Source organism: Bordetella sp. (assembly GCF_057362025.1).
Map to the genome: position 1 here is coordinate 1 of NZ_JBMQQZ010000027.1, position 25,247 is coordinate 25,247.

Consider the following 25,247-nt stretch of genomic DNA (forward strand, 5'->3'; position numbering starts at 1 on the left):
CACATGGTGTGCACACGTACCTTGCATAGAGGATGTCCACAGGGATGGGGCGCCGAATATCGTCCGATTATCAGGACGTACCGTTATGCCCACCACGCCGGGGACGCCGGTCCATTCGCGCATTGGGCAGGACCTTCGTACGGCGGCGGCAGAATTGCCCGTTGAAATGGAATTTAGTTTCCATGTATGAGGGTTTACCCTAGTTCTTTGCAGCGCAACAATAACGCCCAAGACAGCCAAGCCGCACGACGCGTGTGCGTTTGTTCTTTGGAGAGCGTTATGAGAATCGCAATGACAGCACTGGTCGCCGCGCTGGCCCTGACGGGCAGCGTGGCGCATGCCGCTTCCCCATCCATAGGGAAGACCGGCAGCAATCCCTATCAAGGTGTCTATGTACAGACAGTGGGCAACCTGTGGACAACCGGGCCTCGCGCGACCGGAACCGATCTGTCTGGCCGTCTCGTCCTGACCACCCGCACCCGTTTCAACGAAGCCCGGAGCGCTTCGGTCGCCGCCGGTGATGGATCGGACGAGGCAGGCCAAACGATGCTCGCAGATGGCGGCGGATCGGACCGTGCAGGGCAAACCATGCTCGCCGCCGGCGGTGGGTCGGACGACGCAGGACAAACGATGCTCGCCACGGGTGGCGGATCGGACGAAACGGAACGAACGATGCTCGCCGATGGCGGATCGGCCGACTTTGCCTGACCCGGTCAGGCCCGGTGAAAGGCGTCGGCGAATTCGTCCGAAAAGATATCGGCCAATGCCAGCCGCAGCGCCGCGGCGCGTTCGGCCCCGTAGGCGCGTTCGAACCGGTTTTGGGCCTGGCGCCATAAGCGGGTGGCCTCTGCCAACTTTTGGCGACCTTCCGACGTGAGTTGCACCCGACGGCTTCGACCGTCGTGCGGATCGCGGACCTGCACCAAATAACCGTCCCGCTCCAGTGGCTTAAGGTTATGCGCCAGCGCGGAACGATCCAGCACCATCGCATGGGCAAGTTCCGTCATGGTCGGTGTACCGGCCCGGTCGACGTGCAGCAGGATGGACCGCTGCGATACCTTCAGTCCGCTGGGAGCCAGCACGCTGTCATAAAGCTGCGTGACGCGCCGCGTTGCCTTGCGCAAGGCGGCGCCGTTACATACGCCCGGATCTTTCAAGTCTGTTTTATGCATGGCGGTCGAGGTCAGGCGGCGGTGGCCAGCCCGTTGCCCGGCCTATGCCTGCCCGCCATCATTCTATTCTGCCTTTCCGCATTGACGTTACTTGCACATGCAAGTAAATTGCCGAGATACTTGCATATGCCAATACATACGCGGCTGCCGTCGCTCCAGTCGATACCATGACATCGCTCGCCTCCAGCGCCGCCATCCCGGCCGCGAACTCCAGATTGCACGCCATGCTGCACGCGCCGGTGGCGGCGACGCTCATCCGGCTGAGCTGGCCCAACATGTTGATGATGCTGGCGCAATCCTCCACCGGTTTGATCGAAACCTGGTTCCTGGCCAAGCTCGGTACCGATGTACTGGCCGGTGTGGCCGTCGTCGTACCGGTCCTGATGCTGATGCAGAACATGTCGCAGGGTGCCATGGGCGGCGGCATTTCCTCCGCGATCGCCCGTGCGCTGGGGGCGGGTCGCAGCGAGGATGCCAATCACCTGGTGCGCCATGCGGTGGCATTGAACGCCGGCATCGGCGCCGTGTTCACGGTGCTGGTCCTGATCTTCGGCCGGACGCTCTTTGGATTGCTAGGTGCGGAAGGGCCCGCGCTGGACGCCGCCGCTGCCTACGGCCACGTGGTATTCGCCGGCCTGCCCCTGATGTGGACGATGAACGCGCTGGCCAGCGTCATCCGAGGAACGGGAAATATGCTGGTTCCGGGCGCGGTCATCTGCGGCGGCGCCGTACTCCTGATCCCGCTTTCGCCATGCCTGATATTCGGGCTTGGGCCCCTGCCGCCGCTGGGTGTCGTGGGCGGCGCATGGGCTTTGCTGCTCTATTACATCGGTGGGACGCTGGTGCTGGGCGCCTACTGCCTGAGCGGACGCAATGCGGCGCGGCTGGTGCGCGGCAACCTGCAGTGGGCAATGATGCGCGGGATCCTGACCGTGGGCGGCTATGCCTGCCTGAACCCGGTATTGACGAACGCCATCATCGCCGTCACAGGTGCATTGGTCGGCGCCTATGGCGGAACCGCCGCGCTGGCCGGCTACGCGACCGCCGCGCGCCTGGAATATCTACTGATGCCGCTGGCTTTTGGCCTGGGCGCGCCCATGGTTGCGATGGTGGGGTCGAATATCGGTGCCGGCCAGAACGACAGGGCCTTGCGTATCGGCCTGGTAGGCGGGACGATGGCTTTTGTGTTGGCGGAGGCGGTGGGTGTACTGGCGGCGGTGTTCCCGTACGCGTGGCTGCGACTGTTCGGCAGCGACACACATATGCTGGAAGCGGGGGCCGCCTATCTACGGATAGTCGGCCCCTTCTACGGCTTCTTTGCCCTGGGCTTTTCCTTGTATTTCGCCTCGCAGGGCGCCGGAAAACTGAAGTGGCCGTTGACGGCCGGTGCGCTGCGCCTGGCGCTGTATGTAGGCGTCGGCGGTGCGCTGCTCGCGTTCTTCCATTCCTTGCCGCTGTTCTATGCCCTGGGGGCCTTCGCCATGGCGACCTATGGCTTGGTCATCGTCTGGTCGGTTGCCTCGGGCAGGTGGTTTCGCAAGCCCGTCGGCACGCTTGCCTGATACGGAACCGCGTTGCGACACTACCGCGATGCGCCGCCGTGGCGGATTGGCGGATTCGATGTTAGCGTGGTTCGGATATCCTTTTCCGGAGAGCCAGCGCAATGAATGCATCGCATGAGATCGTCGATGAAGCTATCCGCTCGCGCCGCAGCGTGCGCGGGTTCCTGCCGACTCCCGTGCCCATGGAGACGATCCGGGAAATTCTGACGGTTGCCTCGTACGCCCCCAGCGGCAGCAATATCCAGCCATGGAAGGTGCATGTGATCACAGGCCGGACTCGCGACACGTTGTCCGCCGCCTTGCTCGACGCGCATGCCAACCGCCAGCCGGAAACGCGCGAATATGCGTACTACCCGACGAAATGGCGCAGTCCGTATATCGAACGGCGGCGGCAGACGGGATGGGGGCTTTACTCGACCGTCGGTATCGCCAAGGGCGACCGGGAAGGATCGGCGCGGCAGCACGGACGCAACTACGCGTTCTTCGGTGCGCCCGTCGCCTTTATCTTCTGCATCGATAACGACCTGGAAAAAGGCAGTTGGCTGGATTTCGGCATGTTCCTGCAGAACATTATGGTGGCGGCGCGCGGGCGCGGACTGCATAGCTGTCCGCAGGCCGCGCTGGCGAATTACCCGGATATCGTCAAGCCCTTGCTTGGTATCGGGCCCGACCAGACCCTGGTCTGCGGCCTGTCGTTGGGGTACGAAGATCCTGACTGTGTGGCGAACCGCTTCCGGCCGTCGCGAATCGGCGTGGAAGAGTTCGTGACCTATCACGATTGAGGCGATCAGGCCGCCGCGGTGGCGGGGCGCCCCCGCAATCCCCACAGCACCAGCAAGGTCGCCAGCAATAGCGCCAATCCGCTGGCGGTGAAGACGCCGAGCGCGCCGCGCGTGTCGAATACCGCCCCGCCCGCGGCCGCGCCGAGCGTAATGGCCAACTGGACCGCCGCGACGATAAGGCCGCCCGCGCTTTCGGCTTCGTCCGGGACCCTGCGGGTAATCCAGGTCGACCATCCCACGGGCACCGTCCCGAAAGCGAAGCCCCACAACGCCACCATCACGGCGTCCGCGAGCGGGGCGGAGCCCGCGCCCGCCAACGCCAGCCCGAGCGTACCCATCAGCAAGGGCATCAGTGCCAGGGTAAGGCGCAGGTTGCGCACCAACATGAAGCCGGCTGCCGAGGTGCCGATGAAGTTGGCAACGCCAAAGCCCAGCAGGATCGCCGATAGGCCGTTGACACCGACGCCGGTCACGGTTTCAAGGAAAGGACGCAGGTAGGTGAAGAACGCGAAGTGACCCGTGAAGACCAGAATGACGGCCAGCATGCCCAGGCCGATGCCGGGGCGTCGGAGTACGTCCACCAGCGTGCCCAGGCGCGTATGGCCGCTGGGCGCCATGCGCGGCAGCGTGAACCACTGCCACGCCAAAGCCAGCACGCCCAGCGCGGTGGCGACCAGGAATACGTTGCGCCACCCGATGATGCCGCCCAAGTAGCTGCCCAGCGGAGCCGCGACGATGGTTGCCGCCGCCACGCCGCTGAACATGATGGACAACGCGCGCGGGATCATGGGCTCCGGTACCAGGCGCATGGCGGTGGCCGCCGACATGGTCCAGAATCCGCCGATGGCAACGCCCAGCAGGACGCGGCCCAGAAGCAGCGCGGACAGGTGGGGCGCAAAGGCAACCAGCAGATTGGACGCGATCAGCAGCACGGAAAACGCCAGCAGCACATGCCGGCGGTCGACGCGCCGCGTGGCGGTCGCGATCAGCAGGCTGGTAACCAGCGCGACGGCCGCGGTGGCGGTGACGGCCTGCCCGGCCACGCCTTCGGTAACCTTCAGGTCAGCCGCCATGGGCGTCAGCAGGCTGGCGGGCAGGAATTCCGCCGTCACCAGGCCGAATACGCCCAGGGACATCGAAAACACCGCCTGCCAGGCGGGGGGTGGTGGGGTGTCCCGTCCGGATCCGGAGGGTGTCGTGGTGGCTTCGCTCGTATGCATTCCGCTCTCTGGGGAAACTTTCAATGGGCGCCAGAATAAGCTAGAGTTTCCGGACGATCCATCCCATTGAATCCGAAATGTTTGATCAAAAGTCCGAAAGACTGGGCGGAGAAACCAACCCGGGGATTCCTGGCGACCTGGTCAGCGAACTGTTGCTCGGCATGCGCCTGTATGGCATCCAGTACAGGCGCATCCAATTCGCGCCGCCCTTCGGCATCGGCTTCGCGGCCGCGGCCGGGCGTGCCCAGTTCCATTTCGTCGCGCGCGGCTCGGTGTTCCTGCGCATCGCGGGCGGTAGCCCGCACCGGCTGCAGCCAGGCGATGCGGTGCTGTTGCCTCATGGCCGCCCGCACGAGCTGTTGTCCGAGCCGGACCTGGCGACGCGCGATATCGCCACCTTCGACACGCTGAAGCTGTGCGAAACCGTCTGCGCCGTCGTGCCGGCGGGCGATGCCTGCGACCACGCACAGGACGCGCTGATTTTCAGCGGCTGCATGGAATTCGACCTGGGTGGCATGCATCCGCTGGTGGCATGGATGCCGGAGGTAATGCGGGTCGACACCCTGCTGGGGCGGTATCCGGAAATCCTGCCCATGCTTGAGGCGATGGCGCGCGAATCGCGCGAGGAGCGGGCCGGCTACGCCGGGATCCTGGCGCGGCTGGCGGATGTGGTGTCGGCTTTTATTGTGCGCGGCTGGGCGGAATGCGGCTGCGGCGACGCCACCGGTTGGGTGCAGGCGTTGCGCGATCCGCGCCTTGGTCGAGCCATCGTCGCGATGCATCGCGATCCGGGCCGCGACTGGACGGTGGCGGAACTGGCGGCGCAGATGGGTAGCTCGCGGTCGGTGTTCGCCGAGCGTTTCCTGGCCGTTACCGGCATGACGCCGTTGCGCTACCTGACGGAATTGCGTATGCGGTTGGCGGCGCAGTGGATCCGCGATGGGCGCAAGTCGATCGAAGGGGCGGCGTACGAGCTGGGCTATGGCTCGCAAGCGGCATTCAGCCGCGCATTCAAACGTGTGGTCGGTCATACGCCGGGGGCGGCGCGCGCCTTGCAGTGAGGTTTCCAATTCGCGGACGAATACCGGAAACCCCGCGATACGGACGCGGTACTGAGCCTGCGCATTTTTCCCGGACTCTATGGAACCATAGCCATGCAAAGGCCTCGCCTGGACTCAGCGCCGCTGAGTCCCCTTCATCCGACGACTGCCGTTTCCGCCGCACGGCAATCCGCCACGCAATGCCCCGTCGACTCTACCGAGGCCCATCCCGGGACCGCGGGGCTGCGCGGGCGCACGCTTATCAAGGTGGCCGCAAGCGACACGACATTCGGCATCGCCCAACGGTACCGCCAGGCGACAGGGGCGGACATCTGCCAGATCGCGGTGGCGTTATGGCAAGCCAACCCGCATGCATTCGAGCGCGACGACATGAACCTGCTGAAGCGCGGAAGCGAGGTTGAACTGCCCGATAGCGCAACGATACGCGCGATCGATCCCGAAGCGGCGCGCAGGATTTGCGGCGCGCATATCGATCCCTCCGGACAGCAGCGTCAAGGCACTGCCGGCGCGACGATCCGCCAGAGCTTTGAAGAGCAGCGCGATCTGCAAGCGGGCGATCGGGAATTGGTGTACTTCGGCGATACGCTGGGGCAGATCGCCAAACGGCTGCAGATTCCCGGCGCCACACAGCATCAGAAATTGGCCGCTATCGCCAAAGCCAATGCGGACGCTTTCAGCCAGGGGAATATGAACGACTTGAGGACCGGCGTCGTGTTGCGCATGCCGGATGTCGACGAGGTCCATGCGATCGATGACGGAGCATCGCAAGGCGGCGAGTTGCCTGGGTGACGCACCCGGCGGCAGTGCGTTATTTGCCGATGCAGAAGCGAGAAAAAATTTCCCCCAGCAAATCGTCGCTGGTGAACTCGCCGGTGATCGACGACAGGCTTTCATGCGCGAGCCGAAGTTCTTCGGCGAACAGATCCAATACACGGTCGTCCTGCGCGGCATGCGTGGTGGCGACGGCCAGGTGTTCTTCGGCCTGCTGCAGGGCGCGCAGATGGCGTTCGCGGGCCAGCCAGGGGGATTCCGCGCCAGGGTTCCAGCCGGCGATGTCCAGCAGCGCTTTGCGCAGGGCGTCCAGCCCTGCCCCCGTGCGCGCGGAGATGCGCAACACGGCGTCATTGGAATTGACCGTAGTCGGCGATGCGTCCGCCACGCTGTTATCCACGAGGTCGATCTTGTTGATGACCTTCAGGACCGGCGTGTTGGGCGGCAGCCGGACGGCGATGCCGGCGTCCAGGATTTCTTCGCCAGCGCCGGTAGCATCCTGCAGATGCAAAATTACATCGGCCCGCTCGATTTCCTGCCACGTGCGTGCGATGCCGATGCGCTCGACCGGGTCGTCCGTTTCCCGCAAGCCGGCCGTATCGACGATATGAAGCGGGACGCCGTCCAGATGGATTTCCTGCACCACTTTGTCGCGCGTGGTGCCGGCGATGGGCGTGACGATGGCGATGTCCTCGCCCGCCAGCGCATTCAATAAACTGGATTTACCGACGTTGGGCCTGCCGGCCAGGACCACGTGCAGGCCTTCGCGCAGGATCACACCCTGGCGGGTTTGCGCGATGATGCCGCGCAGCTCGCCGGACAGGGCTTCCAGCATCGGCCGGGCCTGGTACTTTTCGAGGAAATCGATTTCTTCTTCCGGGAAATCCAGCGTGGCCTCGACGAGCATGCGCAGATGCACGATGCGGTCGGCCAGCGCGTTCACCTTCTGTGAGAACACGCCGGATAACGATGCCATGGCGCCGCGCGCCGCCGCTTCCGACGTGGCCTCGATCAGGTCGGCGACGGCTTCGGCCTGCGCCAGATCGATGCGTCCATTCAGGAAGGCACGCTGCGTGAATTCACCCGGTTCCGCAATGCGTAGTCCCATATCGCTTCCGGCATCCAGGCATCGCTGCAGCACGCGCCGCAACACGGCGGGCCCGCCATGCCCTTGCAGCTCGAGAACGTCTTCGCCGGTATAGGAATGCGGCGCCGGGAAGTACAGCACGATCCCTTCGTCCAGCAGTTCGCCTTCCTCGGTTTCGAATGGCAGCAGGTGTGCGTGACGGGGCGTCAATTCACGCTGGAAGAGGCGGCGCACCAGAATGGACAGGGATGCACCGGAAACGCGCACGATACCCACGCCGCCTCGTCCGGGCGCAGTGGCGATCGCCGCGATAGGTACGGGCACTAAGGGGGACATATAACCGGATCGACTAGGCAATAAGGGAATATAACCGTTGCGCGAGGCATCTTTGCTGGGTATGTTGCGCCGTGGAGTTCAAGTGCAACTCGATCAGGAGCTATTTATGTCTAGCTGGTTTACCCGAGTCGTCGCGGGCGGTTTTACCGCGATGGCGATCGCTTTCGGCGCGCAGGGCAATGCCGTGGCCAGGGACCTGGTGATCGGTTTGAAGACCGAGCCCAGCTCGCTCGATCCCCAATATCATTCACTGACCCCGAATACGCAGATCGCGTTAACCATTTTCGATCCCTTGGTGGCCGCGGACAACCAACTCAAGCCGCGGCCCGCGCTGGCGGAGTCCTGGACCGTCGACGGCAATGTGTGGACGTTCAAGCTGCGACCCAATGTGAAGTTCTCCGACGGCACGCCGTTTACGGCCGACGACGTGGTCTTTACGTTCAATCGCGTGCCCAAGGTGCCCAATAGCCCCTCGCCGTTCACGCTTTATCTGAAGGACGTGGCGAAGACCGAAGCCGTCGACCCCCTGACGGTGCGGATCACGACCAAAGGCCCGTCGCCGCTGCTGCTGCCCAATTTGGGTCAGCTGCCCATCATGTCGAAAAAGGCCGCCTCGGGTGCGGCGCCCGAAGGCAAGACGACGACCGAATTGAATTCGGGCGACGGCCTGGTCGGTACCGGTCCCTACAAGTTCGTATCGTGGAAGCGCGGCGCCGAGCTGGTGCTGGCGCGTAACGACAATTACTGGGGCAAGAAGCCCGTCTGGGACAAGGTCATCTACAAGCCCATGACCAACGCCGCCAGCCGCGTCGCGGCCCTGCTGGCCGGCGACGTCGACATGATCGAGGATCCTCCGACCGACGACCTGCCCAAGCTGAAGGCCGACAAGAATCTCTACATCCAGCAGACGCCTTCGGTGCGCGTGATGTATGTGGCCATGGACCAGTTCAGCGACGTCAGCCCGGGCATCACGGATGCGGACGGCAAGCCGCTGGCCAAGAACCCGCTGAAGGACAAGCGCGTGCGTGAAGCGCTGTCGCTGGCCATCGACCGCAAGGCCATCGAGGACCGGGTCATGGGCGGCGTTTCCAAGCCGGCCGGCAACCTGCTGCCCTATCCCATGATGGGCGCGTCCAAGACCTATGCGGAGGCACCCAAGGCCGACGTGGCCAAGGCCAAAAAGCTGCTGGCCGATGCCGGTTACGCCAAAGGTTTCGCGATCACGCTGGGCGCGCCGTCCGGCCGGTATATCAACGACTCCAAGGTGGCGCAGGCGATCGCATCGATGTGGAGCCGCATCGGCGTGAAGACCGCCGTGGAGGCCTCGGCCCCGCCGGTGTTCTTCAAGAACCGGGATGCGTACAAGTACAGCGCCTATCTGGCGGGCTGGTCGGTGACCAGCGGCGAAATGTCCAACGCCCTGGGCTCGCTGGCGGTGACGTCGAATCCCTCCAAGGGATTGGGCACGACCAACCGCGGCCGGTATTCGAACCCGGAAATGGACAAGTTGTACATGCAGGCCGCTACGACCATGGACGATGGCAAGCGCGCGGAACTGCTGTCCAAGGCCGCCGATCTGCTGATGGCCGACTACGGCATCCTGCCCATCCATTTCGAGCTATCCGTATGGGCGATGAAGAAGGACATCCGCTATGCGGGCCGTTCCGACCAGATGACGGAAGCCCAGGACGTTACGCTGAAGCAGTAGCAGGGGTAGTACCCTCGGCGCGCCCCCTGACGGGCGCGCCGCCCTCCCGCAGGGAGGCGTCGCGCAGCGACAGGAGAGTTGATTGTTAGCCACCATTATCCGCAGGTTGCTGCAGACCGTCGTAGTCATGCTCGTCATGTCGGCGCTGGTCTTCGGCGGTATCTACCTGGTCGGCGATCCGGTTTCCATGATGGCCAGTCCGGACGCCACCGAAATCGAACGCGCAGCCATCCGGCAATCACTGGGACTGGACCAGCCCTTGTGGCACCAGTACCTGATCTTCATCGGCAAGGCGATCCACGGCGACTTCGGCAATAGCTTCCTGACCGGCGAACCGGCCATGCGGCTGATCCTGGATCGCATGCCGGCGACGATGGAACTGGCGGTGGTGGCGATGCTGCTGTCGCTGCTGATCGGTATTCCGCTGGGTATCCGCGCCGGCCTGAAGCCCAAGGCGCCCGGATCGCGGGTCATCATGACCGGGTCCGTGCTGGGTTTTTCCCTGCCGAATTTCTGGGTGGGGCTGATGCTGATCATGATCTTCGCGGTAAGCCTGGGCTGGCTGCCTGCCAGCGGCCGCGGCCCGACGGTATCGCTGGGCGGTCTGCGCCTGAGCGCGCTGACGCCGGGCGGCTGGGCCCATCTGATCCTGCCGGCCGCGACCATTGCCCTGGCCAAGTGCGCGACCATCATCCGGATCACGCGCGCGGCCACGCGCGAAGCGCTGCCCATGGATTACATCAAGTTCGCGCGCGCCAAAGGCCTGTCGGAATCGCGCGTGCTGCGAGTGCATCTGTTGAAGAACATTCTGATTCCCATCGTGACGGTGGCCGGACTGGAGTTCGGCCAGGTGGTCGCTTTCGCGGTAGTGACGGAATCGGTGTTCTCGTGGCCCGGCATGGGCAAGCTCCTGATCGATTCCATCATCAACCTGGACCGCCCCGTGGTGGTCGCGTATTTGCTGCTTATCGTGTTTTTCCTGGTCATGCTGAACCTGGTGGTGGACATCATCTACACCGTTCTGGACCCCCGCGTACGATTGGACGGACGACGATGACGACAACCACTTCCACGCCGGCCGCCGCCGGGCCGGTCGCCACCGCTGTGAAGGAAGCGGGCCCGTGGCGCCGCTTTTTCGAGGACTTTTTCGCCAGCAAGCTCGCCACCATGGGCCTGATCGTCCTGGTCCTGCTGATACTGGCCGTACTGCTGGCGCCCTGGATCGCGCCGCAGAACCCCTATGATATCGGCAACCTGGACATCATGGATTCCAAGCTGCCGCCCTTCAGCCAGAACGCCGCCGGCGACATGACGTACTGGCTGGGCACCGACGGCCAGGCGCGCGACATGCTGTCGGCCATTCTGTACGGCTTGCGCACCAGCATGATGGTGGGCTGTATTTCGGTGTTCTTCGCTTTTGTCATCGGCGCCACGGTGGGGCTGGTGGCGGCGTATTTCGGCGGCCGCATCGACGCGCTGCTGATGCGCATCGCCGACATCCAGTTGTCCTTTCCTTCCATACTGGTGGCGCTGATCCTGCTGTCCATCCTTGGTGCGGGCGTGGACAAGGTGATCATCGCGCTGATCGTCGTGCAGTGGGCCTACTTCGCGCGCACGGCGCGGGGCGCGGCGCTGGTGGAGCGCGGCAAAGAGTATGTCGAGGCGGCGCGCTGCATGTCGCTGGGCTCGTGGCGCATCCTGCGCCGCCACTTGCTGCCCAATTGCATGCCGCCGCTGATCGTGGTCGCCACCATCGACCTGGCCCATGCCATCGCGCTGGAGGCGACGCTGTCCTTCCTGGGCGTGGGCGTGCCGGTGACCGAGCCGTCGCTGGGCATGCTGATTTCCAACGGCTTTGAATTCCTGATGTCCGGACGCTACTGGATATCGTTCTTTCCCGGTGTGGCCCTGGCCATCGCGATCGTCTCCATCAACCTGGTGGGCGACCATTTGCGCGATGTGCTGAATCCGCGCAACGCGACGTAATGGGGGCCTCGATGACGACGACGATGAACGCCTCCACCGGCGTGCGGGACGCAACGGCGCCGGTGCTGGAAGTGGCCGGATTGCGCACGCATTTCTTTACGCGCGCCGGCGTGGTGAAAGCCGTGGACGGCGTGGACCTGCGGCTGCAGCAGGGTGAAATCCTGGGCCTGGTGGGAGAATCGGGTTCGGGCAAAAGCATCACGGGTTTTTCCCTGATCGGGCTGATCGATGAACCGGGCCGTGTGGTGGACGGCTCGATCCGCTTCGATGGCGCGGAATTGCGCGGCGCGCCGGCGGCGCGAATGCGCGCGCTGCGCGGCAACGACATCGCGATGATCTTCCAGGACCCGATGATGACGCTGAATCCGGTCCTGCGTGTGGACACGCAGATGATCGAGGCCATTCAGGCGCATCGCAAGATGGACAAGGCGGCGGCCCGCAAGCGTTCCCGCGACGTCCTGGCGATGGTGGGCATCCCTTCGCCCGACGAACGGCTGCGCGCGTATCCGCACCAATTGTCCGGCGGCATGCGCCAGCGTGTGGCGATCGCCATTGCGCTGCTGAACGCGCCGCGCGTGATCATCGCCGACGAACCCACCACGGCCCTGGATGTGACGATCCAGGGCCAGATTCTGTATGAAGTGCAGAAGCTGTGCCGCGAAACCGGCACCGCGCTGCTGTGGATCACCCATGATCTGGCCGTGGTGTCCGGCCTGGCCGATCGGATCGCGGTGATGTATGCGGGCCGTGTCGTCGAAACCGGCACGACGGCCGACGTCATCGGACATCCGCTGCATCCCTATACCCTGGGCCTGATGATGTCGATTCCGACGCCGGAAACGCGGGGCCACGATCTGGCCTCGATACCCGGCATGACGCCTTCCTTGTTGAAACTGCCGCAGGGCTGCGCTTTCCGCACGCGCTGTTCGCGCGCGACGGATGCCTGTCTGCGCGAGCCCGAACCGGTCGAATGGCGTCCCGGACATTGGGCGCGTTGCTGGCATGCCGGCGAAGCGGGGGCGCGATGAAGGACCACACGACTCCGATACTCTCCCTGCGCGGCGCCGAAATGCGCTTCGTGCAACCGGTCGACCTGGCCGGCCGCATCGCCAACCTGTTCGGTGCCGGCCTGCGCAAGACGGTGGTGCACGCGGTCGCCGGCGTCGACCTGGATGTGATGCCCGGCGAAGTCATCGGCGTGGTCGGCGAATCCGGCTGCGGAAAATCGACGCTGGGCCGGATGATCAGCGGCATCCTGCCGCCGACGGCGGGCAGCATCGCCTATGACGGCAAGCCGGTGGCATCCATGGAGGAAAAGCAGCGGCGCGCCTACGAATTGGGCGTCCAGATGATCTTCCAGGATCCCTATGCGTCGCTCAATCCGCGCATGCGCGTGGAGGAAATCATCGGCGAGGCACCCATGGTGCATGGGCTGGTCAGCCGTCGCAATCGCAAGGAATACGTGGCGGAATTGATGCGGCAGGTGGGCCTGGACCCGGCATACTCGCAGCGCTATCCCCACCAGTTTTCCGGCGGCCAGCGCCAGCGTATCGGTATTGCGCGTGCCCTGGGCCTCAAGCCCAGGGTCATCGTATGCGACGAGGCCGTAGCCGCGCTGGACGTTTCCATCCAGGCACAAGTGCTGAACCTGTTCGCGCATCTGCGCCGCGAACTGGACCTGACCTATCTGTTCATCAGCCACAACCTGGGCGTGGTCAGCCATATATCGGATCGCGTCGCCATCATGTACCTGGGACGCATCGTCGAGCTTGCGTCGACCGAACAGGTTTTCGATCGCGCCAATCATCCGTATACGCAGGCGCTGCTCAAGGAATTGCCCACGCTGGACCCGCACCGCCGCGATTTCCGTCCCATCCAGGGCGAACTACCGTCGCCGCTGGCGCCGCCCCCGGGCTGCGCTTTCCATCCACGCTGCCCGCACGCGATGGACCGCTGCCGGCAGGAACGCCCGCTGCTGCGCGAAATCGCGCCAGGCCAGTTGAGCGCCTGCCACCTGAACGACCTGGCCGACGCCGCGCCGCGCCCGGTCACCTTCCATGCGAGTTCCGTCGCGGCGACAGGTTGAAAACCATGCGAACCACCGACTCGTCCTTCGCGCCTTGCTCCCGCATCGCGCCACGCGCGGCGCCGCTGCCGCTGATCTGCGACTCGCCGCACAGCGGGGTAACCTACCCGGCGGATTTTCGCTATGCCATCGAGCCCGATGTCCTGCGCACCGGCGAGGATACCCATGTGGATGAACTGTGGCGCGGCATTCCCGATGTCGGCGGAACGCTGATCCTGGCCGAGTTTCCGCGCACCTATATCGATCCCAATCGCGAACCCGACGATATCGATCCGCACCTGTTGGCCGGACCCTGGCCCGGGGCCATCAACCCATCGGCGAAAAGCCGCATCGGCCACGGGCTGATCTGGAGCAAGGCGGGCGGCCGCCCCATCTATGATCGCAAGCTGACGGTCGAAGAGGTGCGCCACCGCATCGAGGCCTATCACCAGCCTTACCACGCGGTGCTGAATCGCGACATCGAAGCCGCCTACAGGCAGTTCGGCGCGGTATGGCATCTGAACCTGCATTCCATGCCCTCGGATTCCTACGAGGTGCTGCAGATCGAGAGCGAACACGGCCTGGCCGACTTCGTGCTGGGCGATCGTGACGGCACCACGTGCGAACCGGAATTCGTCGATGTCGTGGAGAACTCGCTGCGCGAGAGCGGCTATACGGTGGCGCGCAACGATCCCTTCAAGGGGGTCGCGCTGATTGCCCGGCTGGGCAGGCCCGCGCAGCGCCGCCATAGCCTGCAGATCGAAATCCATCGCGGGCAGTACATGAATGAACGGACGTTCGAAAAGAACGAGAAGTTTCCGGCCATGCAGGCCGCACTGACCAAGGCGGCGCACGACGTCGCGCTATATATTCAAAGGCAACTATGAAAACCCTGGACGAAATCGAGCGCGCGCATGGCGAGCTCACGGCGATACGCCGGGATATCCATGCACATCCGGAACTGGCTTTCGAGGAAACCCGTACGTCCGCGCTGGTCGCGGAGAAGCTGCGCGGCTGGGGCATCGAAGTCCATACCGGCTTCGGCAAGACCGGCATCGTCGGCGTGCTGCACGGCACCGGCGGCAAAGGCAGGACCATCGGCCTGCGTGCCGATATGGACGCCCTGCCCATGCCGGAGAACAACCGCTTCGCGCACAAGTCGACGATCTCCGGCCGCATGCACGGCTGCGGCCATGACGGCCATACGACCATGCTGCTGGGCGCCGCGCAATACCTCGCCACGCACCGCGACTTCAAGGGCACCGTCGTGTTCATCTTCCAGCCGGCGGAAGAGAACGGCAATGCCGGCGCGTGGGCGATGATGCAGGACGGGCTGTTCGACAAGTTCCCCTGCGATGCGGTCTTCGGCATCCACAATATGCCGGGCATGCCCGCCAACGAGTTCGGCATCCGGTCCGGTCCGACCATGGCGTCGAGCAACCGCTTCACGATCACCATCAAGGGCGTGGGCGGCCATGCGGCGCAGCCGCACAAGACTGTGGATACCATCGTCATCGCCTCCGAGATGGTCGGCGTGTTGCAGAGCGTGGTGTCGCGCAACAAGAATCCGCTGGATACCGCGGTGCTGACCGTCACCCAGATCCACGCGGGCGATTCCTTCAACGTCATTCCCGCCGAAGCCGTCATTCGCGGAACCGTACGCACCTACACCACGGAAACGCTGGACCTGATCGAAGACGCCATACGCCGCATCGCCACGACGCTGCCGCAGGTCTATGGCGGATCCGGCGAACTGGACTTCGTGCGCGCCTACCCGCCGCTGGTGAACTGGGAAAAGGAAACGGAGTTCGCGGCGCAGGTCGCGGAAGCGACGTTCGGCAAGGACAGCGTGAATCGCGCCGTGCCGCCCTTCATGGGCGCGGAGGACTTTTCGTTCTTCCTGCAGAAGGTGCCCGGCTGCTATATCTTCCTGGGCAACGGCGAAGGCGAGCATCGCCTGGAGTCATACCACGGCATGGGCCCGTGCACGCTGCACAATCCGAACTACGACTTCAATGATGCGCTGCTGCCCGTGGGCGCGACATATTGGGTGAAGATGGTGCAGGCTTTTATGGGTTAGGGCCACCGCCGAAGCGCTGCCGCGCTTCCCCCTCAAGGGGGCGACGCTGGCGGACCGGAAGGAGAACCCACCCCCAAGCGCTTCGCGCTTCCCCCTTCAAGGGGGCGACGCTGGCGGACCGGCGAAGCCGGATCCGCGGCGTCCCCGATGGGGCGCATCTGTTTTTTTGCGCTGGACGTGGGGGATCGAAAGGTTTGTCTCCTAAGAAATTCAGGCTTCTTCGGTTGGCTTCACCCTTTTTTCAGGGGTCGGGGCACGGATTCCCTATTGGCTGGACGCGGCTTCCTGGATGCGGGGGAGGTTGATTTCGATCCAGTCGGCGAGCAGGCGGACTTTTTCCGCGCATTCGCGGCCCAGAGGTGTTAGCCGGTATTCGACGTGACCATCGCCATTACCGGCGCCACCGGCCAACTGGGCCGCCTGGTCGTCCGGGAACTGCTGCGCATCGTCCCCGCGGGGGATCTGCGGGCGCTTGCGCGCTCTCCGGAAAAAGCCGGCGATATGGGCATCGCCGCGCGGCAGGCCGATTACGCCCAGCCCGGGACCTTGCAGGCCGCCTTGGCGGGTGTGCAGACGCTACTGCTGATCTCGTCCAATGAGATCGGACAGCGCGTCACACAGCACCGCAACGTGGTGGAGGCGGCCCGGGATGCGGGCGTCGAGCGCATCGTTTATACGAGCCTGCTGCACGCCGACACGTCGCCGCTGAGCCTGGCGCCGGAGCACCTGGAACCCGAGCACGCCATCAAGGCATCCGGGATGGCGTATACGCTGCTGCGCAACGGCTGGTACATCGAAAACCATACCGGCGCGATTCCAGGAGCGCTGTCCACCGGATTGCTTCTGGGCAGTGCCGGAGACGGCAGGTTTTCCGCCGCGGCGCGCGCCGATTACGCGGCGGCGGCGGCCGCCGTGCTGACCGGCGGCGGCCACGAGAACAGGACATACGAACTTGCCGCGGATGCCTCTTATACGCACGCGCAGTTCGCCGCGGAGGTGTCGCGCCAGACCGGCAAACCGGTGGCCTACAAGGATGTGCCGCAAGCCGAGTATGCGCAAGCCCTGGCCGCGGCCGGCGTGCCAGCTCCCATCGCCCAGGCAATCGCCGGCTGGGATGCCGCCGCGTCGCGCGATGTCCTGTTCGACGATGGCCGCGAACTGTCGCGATTGATCGGGCGTCCCACGACCCCCCTGGAGACTGTGATCGCCCAGGCCCTGGCCTGATCAATCGCGGGCGGGTCGTTGCGGGAACGCGCGCTCGAACACGCCTTCGGCGATGCGGTTCTTCAGGATCTCGATCGACCCGCCCGCGATCATCCAGCCACGGCAGCGCCGCACGCAGTATTCGACGAGCGATTCCCGGCTGTAACCCATGCCGCCCAGCACTTGCAGTGCCTCGTTGGCCACATCGAAGCCCGCCTGGTTGCAATAGGCCTTGGCGATGGCCGTTTCGGTCGCCGATGGGAAGCCGGTGTCGGCGTTGGAGGCGGCACGGTACAGCAGCAACTGACCGGCATCCAGCTTGATACGCATGTCCGCGAATTTCCATTGCAGTCCCTGGAACTCGCACAGCAGGCGGCCGAACTGTTTGCGCTGCAGGGCCCAGCCGCGCGCCTCTTCGTACGCGTAGCGGCCCAGCGCGAGCGAGCGCGCGGTGTTGCCGATGCGTTCGACGTTGAAGCCGGCGATCTGCTTCTTGAAGCCGCCCTCGCCCAGCACGACCATATCGTTCGGCACAAAGACGTTGTCGAAGAAGATCTCGGCCCACTCCTCGCCCGACATGAAGGAAGAACGCTTGCCCAGGCGCACGCCCGGCGACTTGGTGTCGATGAGGACGGAGCCGATGCCCTGCGTGCCGGGGCCGAAGCGCACGTAGGCCAGGATCACGCTCGCATGCGGCCCGTGGGTGGTGAATATTTTCGAGCCGTTGATGCGCCAGCCTTCGCCGTCGCGCGTAGCGCTGGTTTTCAATTCGGTGACGGCCGAGCCGGCCTCCGGTTCCGTCATGCCGACCGAGATCAGCATGTCGCCGGCAAGCAGCGGGCGCAGGTATTTTTCCCGCTGGATGGCGTTGCCGTATTCGGCCAGGACGCGGATCGGACCGAAGTTGCCGGCCTGTACGACGTCCGCGCTGCGCGGGCAGACGGAAGCCACGGTTTCGATGGCGATGACGGCATCCATCAAGGAGCCCCCCACGCCGCCGTTCTCTTCGCTGATGGTGATGCCAAGCAGGCCCTGCGCGGCCATCGAACGCGCGACGTCCCAGGGATAGTCGTTGGAGTGCGCGCGTTCGCGCGCGCCGTCGCGCAGTTCCTTTTCCGCATAGCGGCGCACGGCGTCCTGGAAATCGCGTTGTTCGGGAGTCAGGTGGAAGTCCATGTTTATGCGTCCTCTTCGATGCGTAGCAGGCCGTCCACCGCCACGACGCCGTCGGCGCGGACGAACAGCGGGTTGATCTCTGCCTCGGATACCGTCACGTCGCGTACCCGCGCCAGTCGCGAGAACGCCGCGATGGCGCGTGCCAGGGCGTCGCAATCGCCGCGCGGCAGGCCGCGAAAGCCCCGGACCAGCCGCGTCGCGCGGACCTCCTCGATCATGGCGTGGGCCTCGTGTTCGCCGACCGGCGCCAGCCGGATCGCGAAGTCGGGGTTGAGTTCGGCGGCAATGCCGCCCGCGCCCAGCACCACCGTCGGTCCCACCAGCGGGTCCAGGCGATAGCCCAGGATCAGCTCCAGCAGCCGGCCTTCCATGGCTTGTACGAGGATGCCATCGATGGCGGCGTCCGGCATGTGCATGCGCACGTTGGCGAGCATTGCGGCGACCGCCTCGCGCAGCTTCGCATCGTCGCCGATGCCCACCCGCACGGCGCCCGCATCGGTCTTGTGAGGCACGTCGCGCGACGAGACCTTGGCCACCACGGGATACGCGATACCGTGCGCGAGCGCATCGGGTGGCACGAGACGACACGGTGCGACTGGAACGCCCAGTGCCTGGAACACCTGGCCGGCTTCAAATTCCGTCAGGGCGCCCGCGCGGGGCATGCCGGCCGGCCAATCGAAGGGCTGGCGCGCAGCGTCCGGCGCGGGCGCGGGCCGGCGCTGAAACAGTATCGCCAGTGCATCGGCGCAGGCTTCCGGTGTACGAAACGCCGCGATGCCGTGTTGCCGCAGCAGCGCCAGCGATGCGGGCGCTTCCGGCGCCAGGAAGGCCGCCATCGGCTTGGTGTCCGGCTTATCGGCCTGGACCAGCGGATTGACCGCGAAATCGGGATGGAACTGCGCCGAGGAACCGATCACGCTAAGCACCGCGTCGCACCAGTCGGCCATCAGGAGCTGTTCCAGCAAGTCCTTGTATTGGGCGGGGGTTGCCGCCAGCGTCAGGTCGATGACGGGGGTCTCGCGGATGCGCAATCCGCGGCCCGCCATATGAGCGACGAATGCGGGCGGTGGCGCGGCGGCGACCAGCCCGCGCATGCCCAGGTTATCGACCACGGTGGCGGCACCGCCACCCGTGGTGGTGATGACGGCCACGCGGGGCGCGGGGTTGCCCGAAGCGACGCGCGCGTCGCGATAGCGCGCGGCCAAGGGCACGATCTCGAACAGCGTCTCCAGGTGATGCACCCGAAGCACGCCATGCGCGCGGAAGAAGGCGTCCACCGCGGCATCGTTGCCCGCCATGGCGCCGGTATGCGATTGCGACAGGGCATCGCCTTGTTCCGAGCGGCCCAGCTTGTAGGCCACGACGGGCTTGCCGGCCTCGCGCGCGCGGCGCAGCGCCGCCGCCAGCACCGCCGACTGGCGCAGCGTTTCCAGGAACAACAGGATGACGCGCGTATTCGTATCGTCCACCAACGCATCGACGACTTCGCCCACGGTAATGTCGCTTTCGTTGCCGACCGAAACCGAGCTGGCGAAGCCGAAGCCGCGCGCGGCGGCGCGCGACAGCAGCGATCCCATCATGGATCCGCTTTGCGAGACCATACTGATGTCGCCGGCCACCAGGTCATCCGCCTCGAAGGCGGCGTTTACGGAAATGATTCCGCCCGTATGGAGATTGGCGCTGCCTATGCTGTTGGGGCCCAGCAGCCGCACACCCAATTCATGGGCGCGCGCGACCAGGGCCTGCTGCCGCGCCATGCCTTGCGGGCCGGCTTCCGCGAAACCGTCGGAATAGATCGTGACCACGCGCGCGCCCGCGGCGGGACATTGCTCCAGCACGGGCAGGACCTGGTCGCCCGGGATCATGACGAAGACATGGTCCACCGGTTCGGGCAGGTCCGCCAAGGTCGGATAAGCGCGCTCGCCCATGATCTCGGCACGACCGGCGTTGATCGGATAGATGCGGCCGGCATAGGCATGCTTGCGCATGAACCGCAGTGGCCGCGCGGTGTTCTTGCGGGCATCGCCGGAGGCGCCGACCAGCGCGATGGCGCGTGGGGCGAGCAGCGCCTGCCCCAGGGGGGATAAAGCGTTCGGTGGCATGAGATGATCCAGTACTTGGGTGATCCAGTGCCCCGGTGATCCGGGGCAACACTTCGGCGTTACCGCGCGCAGGCGTCGGGGCGTTCAGCCGGCGGGGCGATCCGACGCCAGCGCCAGATCGCCCACGTCGCGGGTATCCAGGCGCCAGACGGCCTCGCGCAATTCGCGCGCGCGGGATGCCCCCAGCACGGGCCCGGCCAGCTCGTCGAACTTGTCGTTCAGGTCGGCATCCGATAGCGGCTCTTCCGGATCGCCCTTGCGATAGGGCGCGAAGTGCTCGTGGCGCGCGCCGTCGTCGGTCACGATGGCGACGCGCGCCGCGCGCATCGACGGGAAGCCGGCAGTCAGCTGGGGATCCTCGATGATCGTCACCTTGCGCATCAGGGCGCGTGTATCGGCGTCGGCCAGCGCTTGCGGCTCGAACGCCGCCAGCCGCACCGAGCCCTGGCGCATCGCGTGCGCCAGTACATACGCCAGGCTGAAGCGCGCCTCGAATGCGCTGGATGGGTCGGGATAGCCGGCCACGTCCAGGGCGGCGCGATAGGTCTTGACCTCGATGGCCCGCACGCGCTCAGGGCGCACGCCCTTCTCGCGCAGCGCGAGCGCGGCGTCGATGGCGGCGAAGGTGTGGCCGCAGCATCCATGGTTCTTCTGCGTCATCCGCGTGATGTTGTAGCGCTCGCCCAGTCCGTCCAGCACGCTGTCCCAGCGGACGTCCGTGGCCAGGGCCGCGCCGAAGCCGACTTCCCCTTCCAGGATGTCTGTCACGCCGGTCACACCGTACGCGGCGGCCTGCCCGGCCCGTACGCCGACTTCCGCCGCATGCCCGGCGTGCAATGCCTTGCTCATGGCATCGGAACGAAAAGCCTGTTGCAGGGCCGCGGCCATGGTGGCCGATGTCGCGATGGCGTGCCCCATGACAGCGCTTTTGCCGGGGGCCGCCAGCGCGGCCGCGGCGGCCGCCGCGCCCAGGGATCCGACCGTGCCGGTGGTGTGGAAGTAGCGGTAGTGGGACGGCTGCATCGCGACGGCGATACGCGTGGAGATCTCATACCCCACCACCACCGCATTCAGCAGTTCGCGCCCGCTGGCGCGCTGGTGTTCGGCCATGGCGAGCGCCGCGGCGATCACCGGGCACCCGGGGTGGTAGGCGCCGTCCCGGAAGATGTCATCGAATTCCGGGGCGTGCGAGGCGCTGCCGTTGATCCAGGCGGCGGTGGCCGGAAAGGCGGTGGTGCCGTTGCCCGGCAGGCTGGACCGGCCCACACCCAGTTCTTCCGCATGCGCGGCCACCAGCTCCCGGCACGGCGAAATGCGGGTTCCGGGATACAGCGCGGACAGCCAATCCAGAACGGCACGCTTGGCATAGTGCAGGACTTCGTCGGGAAGGCTGGCGAGGGTGTCGCGCGCGCCATAGGCGGATAGCGATTCGAGCAGCATGGGCGTCTCCGGCATATCGCGGCGCGGTTGCGCGCCGCTCTTGTAGCCTTCACTCTAGCCCGCGATGCCCCCGCGCGGTTTGAAAAAAAGGCAAACCACCGATCACCGATCCGGCAAGCGCAGCGCAGCCAGCAGCGCCGCCACCAGGGGGCGCATGTCCGCGGCGTCGCGTACGCAAATGTGGAAATGCCGCTCGGCCCAGGGGTCTTCCAGGCGGATCAGCGCCAGCCCCATGTCGGCCAGGTAGTTGCGCGCGATGCCCTCGGGCACAACGGCGATACCCAGGCCCTCGCGGACCATGCGGCAGCGTGTCTCGAAATTCGCCACCTGCAATTTGACCTTGGGCGGACGCGAGAGGCTCGTCCCGACGTAGTCCAGGAACTGGTCCAGCGAGTGGCGTGGAAAATAGCCGAGCAGGTCGTAATCCAGCGCGTCTTCCAGGCGCAGGGATGCGCGCGCGGTCAGCGGGTGGCCGAGCGGCACGACCAGGGCGACACGGTCGCGCCGGAAGGGAAAGGACGAGACGCCGGCGGCAGGGCGCGCGGCGTGGTAGATACCGATATCGACCGCGCCCTCCGCGACCATGCGCGGGATGTCGTAGCTATGGGCTTCCAGCACGTCCACCGCGACCTTGTCGCGTCCCGCCAGGAAGCGGGCCATGGGCGCGGGAAGGAATTGCAGCAGCGTGGAGGGGTTGGCGGCCAGCCGGATCTTGGCCTGGCCGTCGGCGGAATAGCTGTCGATGGCCTCTTCCGCCAGCTGGACACTGCGCAGGATGGCCTTGGCTCTCTGGTAGAGCAGCACGCCGGCGGGGGTGGGTTCCACCCCGCGCCCATGGCGATGCAGCAGCGTGCGTTCGAGATGGCGTTCGAGGTCGGCGATGCGCCGGCTGGCGGCCGAGGTGACGACGTTTTCGCGTTCGGCCGCCTTGGAGAGGCTTTTTTCCTCTACGGCGGCGACGAAGATTTCAAGCGCGGGGACGTCGAGTTTTTTCATGGTCGACCGTCCCCGGGGCTTCGTCAGTGCTTGGCGGCTTCGGTGCGCAGCTTGCGGGTGATGTACCACTGCTGCAGGATGGACAGCGTGTTGTTGACGCACCAGTACAGCACCAGGCCGGCCGGGAACATGAACATCATGCCGCCGAACACCAGGGGCATGACCATCATCACCTTGGCCTGCACGGGATCCGGCGGCGTCGGGTTCAGCTTGATCTGCAGGAACATGGTGGCCATCATGATCGCCGGCAGGATGAAGTACGGATCGTGGACCGACAGGTCATGGACCCAGCCCAGCCAGGGCGCGCCGCGCATTTCCACGCTGGCCAGCAGCACCCAGTACAGCGAAATGAACACGGGGATCTGCACCACCATCGGCAGGCAGCCGCCCAGCGGATTGATCTTTTCGGTCCGGTACATCTCCATCATGGCGGCGTTCAGCTTCTGCTTGTCGTCGCCGTACTTTTCCTTCAGGGCCTGCAGCCGCGGCGTCACCTGCTTCATGCGGGCCATCGAACGATAGCTCGTCGCCGCCAGCGGGTAGAACAGCAGCTTGATCAGGACCGTCAGCGCGACGATGGTCCAGCCCCAGTTGCCCAGGATGGAATGCAACCAGGTCATCAGCGAGAACAGCGGCTTGGCGATGATGGTCAGCCAACCGTAGTCGACCACCAGTTCCAGGCCGGGCGCCAGGGCCGCCATGGCCTTCTGGTCCTGCGGGCCGACCCAAAGATGCGCGTCGACGCTGGCCGATGCCCCGGGCGCGATGTCGCCCACGGCCTCGATGGTGCGCGCGGCGTACAGGTTGTCGCGCACCTGCAGCAGCTCGTTGGTGCGCGTCTTGCCCTGGGGCGGAATCCACGCCGTGGCGAAGTAGTGCTGCACCACCGCGATCCAGCCGTTGTCGGCCTGCTTGATGTAGCTGGCCTTCTTCTTCTCGATATCGGCGAACGTGGCCTTCTGGAACTTGTCCTGGTCCGAATACACCGCCATGCCGGTGAAGGTGTGATAGAAGCTGGACGTGTCGGGAGGATTGTTGCCGTCGCGCTGCAGCTGCAGGTACAGCGACGGACGTTCCGGGTTGGCGCTGGTGTTCGTCATGTCATGGCGAACGTCGATGTCGTAGCGGCCACGATGCAGCGTGTAGGTCTTGGTGACCTTCATGCCGCCCGAATCGGCCTCGAACACGACGTTCAGCGTGTCGCCGGTCATGCTGCGTTCGGAGGACACCATTCGGAACGGCGTCTGGTGCGTCGGGAAGCCGGGCTGGCCTGCGGCCCCCACCACGCCGGACTGCACGACATATTGCAGGTCGGGCGAGTCGTCCAGGAGCACCGTGGGCTGGTCGCCGCGGTTGGCGTCCGGGTACTTCAGCAGCACGGCCTTGACGAGCTGCGCGCCCGTGGTGTCGAAGGTCAGGCGCAGCACGTCGGTGGTGACGACGACTTTCTGCGAATCCGCCTGCGCCTTGGCCGCGGCCGGAGGCACGCCGCCCGGGGTCGCGGATGCCGGCTGGCCGGCGGCCGGTACGTTGGGGATCGTGGCGCTGGCTCCGGGCTGTCCCGCGTCCGCAGTGGCGGCGGGTTTGGCGGGCTGCTGGGCCGTCGGGGCGGCCGGCTGCATGCCGAACAGCGACGGTTTTCCGTTATGGACTTGCCAGTTGTTCCACAGGAGCAACAGCGAGAAAGAAAAAATCATCCAGAGGACGGTTCGTCGGATATCCATGGTGCCTACAAGGTGAAAGCGGGACCGGCAAAGCCCGCCAGTTTAGCGTCAATCCTGCCGGGCGCGGTGGCCGTGACCGCAATGGCAAGGGCCGCCGGACCGCGGCGCGTCGGGGACGGGATCCACCCCGCCGGGGGCCCAGGGATGGCAGCGTCCGATTCGCCGTGCCGCCAGCCACAGACCGCGCAACGGCCCGTGAGTTTCAATGGCTTCGATGGCGTAGGCCGAACAACTGGGCGTGAATCGGCACTGCCGTCCCACCCATGGGCTTAAAAAGAACCGGTAGAACCGGATGGGGGCGATCAGCAGAGCCTGAATGATGGACGTGCTCATGCGACACCTTCAGGACGGAGCGCGTACCAGCCGGCCGAAGTGAGCGTCTACTTCGGTTCGGGCGGCATGCTTCAGCGCGGTAAGGGACAGGTCCGGCACCCGGGCGTGCAACCGGACGACGTAATCGGCCGGTGCTAGCCCGTGGCGCCGCACGCGAAAGGCTTCGCGTATGACGCGCTTGAGCGCGTTGCGCGTTGCGGCTCGCGCCGCATGCCGTTTGGCGATGACCATGCCCAGGCGGGCGCGTCCCGGCTGCGGCCCCGCGGGCGCGGCGGCAGAGGTGATCATGAAAAACGCCCCTCGCGCCAGCCGACGGCCTTTCAGCGCGGCGGCGAACTCCGAGGGGCGATGCATCCTCGCCTCCGGTGGAAGCGTGGAACGCGGCACGGCGGGCGATAGCGCGGCCGTCACGTCAGGCGTGGGCGGCGCAACGCATCGCGAGG

At 65.6% G+C, this 25,247-nt stretch carries 23 protein-coding genes; 13 read left to right on the plus strand and 10 right to left on the minus strand.

The features are described from left to right. Window positions 1-291 precede the first annotated feature (291 nt). Window positions 292-708 carry a hypothetical protein gene (locus tag ACO1P8_RS06980; RefSeq protein ID WP_486295178.1) on the plus strand — a complete coding sequence of 139 codons (417 nt, stop codon included), beginning with the start codon at window positions 292-294 and terminating at the stop codon, window positions 706-708. 5 nt (window positions 709-713) lie between these two features. Here the strand turns inward: ACO1P8_RS06980 and ACO1P8_RS06985 are convergent, their stop codons facing one another. Continuing rightward, on the minus strand, window positions 714-1,172 hold the full coding sequence (locus ACO1P8_RS06985; protein ID WP_486295179.1) for a MarR family winged helix-turn-helix transcriptional regulator: 459 nt from the start codon (window positions 1,170-1,172) through the stop codon (window positions 714-716). A gap of 167 nt (window positions 1,173-1,339) precedes the next feature. Between ACO1P8_RS06985 and ACO1P8_RS06990 the strand changes: the two genes are divergently transcribed. Beyond that, window positions 1,340-2,734: an MATE family efflux transporter gene (locus ACO1P8_RS06990; protein WP_486295180.1), complete on the plus strand. Its 1,395-nt coding sequence runs from the start codon at window positions 1,340-1,342 to the stop codon at window positions 2,732-2,734. A 101-nt stretch (window positions 2,735-2,835) separates the two neighbouring features. Next, on the plus strand, window positions 2,836-3,516 hold the full coding sequence (locus tag ACO1P8_RS06995; RefSeq protein WP_486295181.1) for a nitroreductase: 681 nt from the start codon (window positions 2,836-2,838) through the stop codon (window positions 3,514-3,516). A gap of 5 nt (window positions 3,517-3,521) precedes the next feature. Here ACO1P8_RS06995 and ACO1P8_RS07000 read toward each other — a convergent pair whose 3' ends face one another. Beyond that, on the minus strand, window positions 3,522-4,736 hold the full coding sequence (locus tag ACO1P8_RS07000) for an MFS transporter (protein ID WP_486295182.1): 1,215 nt from the start codon (window positions 4,734-4,736) through the stop codon (window positions 3,522-3,524). A 77-nt stretch (window positions 4,737-4,813) separates the two neighbouring features. On the opposite strand from ACO1P8_RS07000, the gene ACO1P8_RS07005 reads away from it, so the two are divergent. Both ACO1P8_RS07005 and ACO1P8_RS07010 read left to right on the plus strand, forming a co-directional pair. Continuing rightward, entirely contained in the window at window positions 4,814-5,797 is a 984-nt protein-coding gene (locus ACO1P8_RS07005; RefSeq protein WP_486295183.1) for an AraC family transcriptional regulator, read from the plus strand. 93 nt (window positions 5,798-5,890) lie between these two features. Further along, a complete protein-coding gene (locus ACO1P8_RS07010; protein WP_486295184.1) occupies window positions 5,891-6,586 on the plus strand; it encodes a FimV/HubP family polar landmark protein in 696 nt (231 codons plus the stop codon). A gap of 19 nt (window positions 6,587-6,605) precedes the next feature. Here ACO1P8_RS07010 and mnmE read toward each other — a convergent pair whose 3' ends face one another. Beyond that, a complete protein-coding gene (gene mnmE, locus ACO1P8_RS07015; RefSeq protein ID WP_486295185.1) occupies window positions 6,606-7,991 on the minus strand; it encodes a tRNA uridine-5-carboxymethylaminomethyl(34) synthesis GTPase MnmE in 1,386 nt (461 codons plus the stop codon). A gap of 106 nt (window positions 7,992-8,097) precedes the next feature. On the opposite strand from mnmE, the gene ACO1P8_RS07020 reads away from it, so the two are divergent. The 8 genes from ACO1P8_RS07020 (at window position 8,098) to ACO1P8_RS07055 (ending at window position 17,054) form a co-directional block, all read left to right on the plus strand. Further along, complete coding sequence (locus tag ACO1P8_RS07020) at window positions 8,098-9,699, plus strand: ABC transporter substrate-binding protein (RefSeq protein ID WP_486295186.1); 1,602 nt, start codon at window positions 8,098-8,100, stop codon at window positions 9,697-9,699. A gap of 82 nt (window positions 9,700-9,781) precedes the next feature. Beyond that, complete coding sequence (locus ACO1P8_RS07025; protein ID WP_486295187.1) at window positions 9,782-10,756, plus strand: ABC transporter permease; 975 nt, start codon at window positions 9,782-9,784, stop codon at window positions 10,754-10,756. Beyond that, complete coding sequence (locus ACO1P8_RS07030) at window positions 10,753-11,685, plus strand: ABC transporter permease (protein WP_486295188.1); 933 nt, start codon at window positions 10,753-10,755, stop codon at window positions 11,683-11,685. The genes ACO1P8_RS07025 and ACO1P8_RS07030 overlap by 4 nt, the downstream gene beginning before the upstream one ends. Window positions 11,686-11,708: 23 nt before the next feature. Beyond that, window positions 11,709-12,713 (plus strand): ABC transporter ATP-binding protein, encoded by a 1,005-nt coding sequence (locus ACO1P8_RS07035; RefSeq protein WP_486295189.1) that lies wholly within the window; start codon window positions 11,709-11,711, stop codon window positions 12,711-12,713. Then, window positions 12,710-13,771 (plus strand): ABC transporter ATP-binding protein, encoded by a 1,062-nt coding sequence (locus ACO1P8_RS07040; RefSeq protein WP_486295190.1) that lies wholly within the window; start codon window positions 12,710-12,712, stop codon window positions 13,769-13,771. The genes ACO1P8_RS07035 and ACO1P8_RS07040 overlap by 4 nt, the downstream gene beginning before the upstream one ends. 5 nt (window positions 13,772-13,776) lie before the next feature. After that, window positions 13,777-14,637: an N-formylglutamate amidohydrolase gene (locus ACO1P8_RS07045; RefSeq protein ID WP_486295191.1), complete on the plus strand. Its 861-nt coding sequence runs from the start codon at window positions 13,777-13,779 to the stop codon at window positions 14,635-14,637. Next, window positions 14,634-15,830, plus strand: a complete 1,197-nt coding sequence (locus ACO1P8_RS07050) for a M20 aminoacylase family protein (protein WP_486295192.1) — start codon at window positions 14,634-14,636, stop codon at window positions 15,828-15,830. Before ACO1P8_RS07045 ends, ACO1P8_RS07050 begins: the two co-directional genes overlap by 4 nt. Before the next feature lie 378 nt (window positions 15,831-16,208). After that, window positions 16,209-17,054, plus strand: coding sequence for an SDR family oxidoreductase (locus ACO1P8_RS07055; RefSeq protein ID WP_486295193.1), 846 nt, complete (start codon window positions 16,209-16,211; stop codon window positions 17,052-17,054). On the opposite strand, the gene ACO1P8_RS07060 is transcribed toward ACO1P8_RS07055, so the two are convergent. The 7 genes from ACO1P8_RS07060 to ACO1P8_RS07090 all read right to left on the minus strand — a co-directional run bounded on the left by ACO1P8_RS07060 (window position 17,055) and on the right by ACO1P8_RS07090 (window position 25,191). Continuing rightward, window positions 17,055-18,209 (minus strand): acyl-CoA dehydrogenase family protein, encoded by a 1,155-nt coding sequence (locus tag ACO1P8_RS07060; RefSeq protein WP_094844455.1) that lies wholly within the window; start codon window positions 18,207-18,209, stop codon window positions 17,055-17,057. A gap of 2 nt (window positions 18,210-18,211) precedes the next feature. Further along, window positions 18,212-20,311: an acetate--CoA ligase family protein gene (locus tag ACO1P8_RS07065; RefSeq protein WP_486295194.1), complete on the minus strand. Its 2,100-nt coding sequence runs from the start codon at window positions 20,309-20,311 to the stop codon at window positions 18,212-18,214. 84 nt (window positions 20,312-20,395) lie between these two features. Next, window positions 20,396-21,751, minus strand: a complete 1,356-nt coding sequence (locus ACO1P8_RS07070; protein ID WP_486295195.1) for an MmgE/PrpD family protein — start codon at window positions 21,749-21,751, stop codon at window positions 20,396-20,398. Window positions 21,752-21,853: 102 nt separating this feature from the next. Next, window positions 21,854-22,747, minus strand: coding sequence for a LysR family transcriptional regulator (locus ACO1P8_RS07075; protein WP_486295196.1), 894 nt, complete (start codon window positions 22,745-22,747; stop codon window positions 21,854-21,856). Window positions 22,748-22,770: 23 nt separating this feature from the next. Next, a complete protein-coding gene (yidC, locus tag ACO1P8_RS07080) occupies window positions 22,771-24,471 on the minus strand; it encodes a membrane protein insertase YidC (protein WP_486295197.1) in 1,701 nt (566 codons plus the stop codon). A gap of 48 nt (window positions 24,472-24,519) precedes the next feature. Further along, the gene (gene yidD / locus ACO1P8_RS07085; RefSeq protein WP_486295201.1) at window positions 24,520-24,792 is read right to left on the minus strand and encodes a membrane protein insertion efficiency factor YidD; all 273 of its coding nucleotides are present in this window, start codon (window positions 24,790-24,792) and stop codon (window positions 24,520-24,522) included. Window positions 24,793-24,813: 21 nt separating this feature from the next. Then, on the minus strand, window positions 24,814-25,191 hold the full coding sequence (locus ACO1P8_RS07090) for a ribonuclease P protein component (RefSeq protein ID WP_486295202.1): 378 nt from the start codon (window positions 25,189-25,191) through the stop codon (window positions 24,814-24,816). Window positions 25,192-25,247 lie beyond the last annotated feature (56 nt).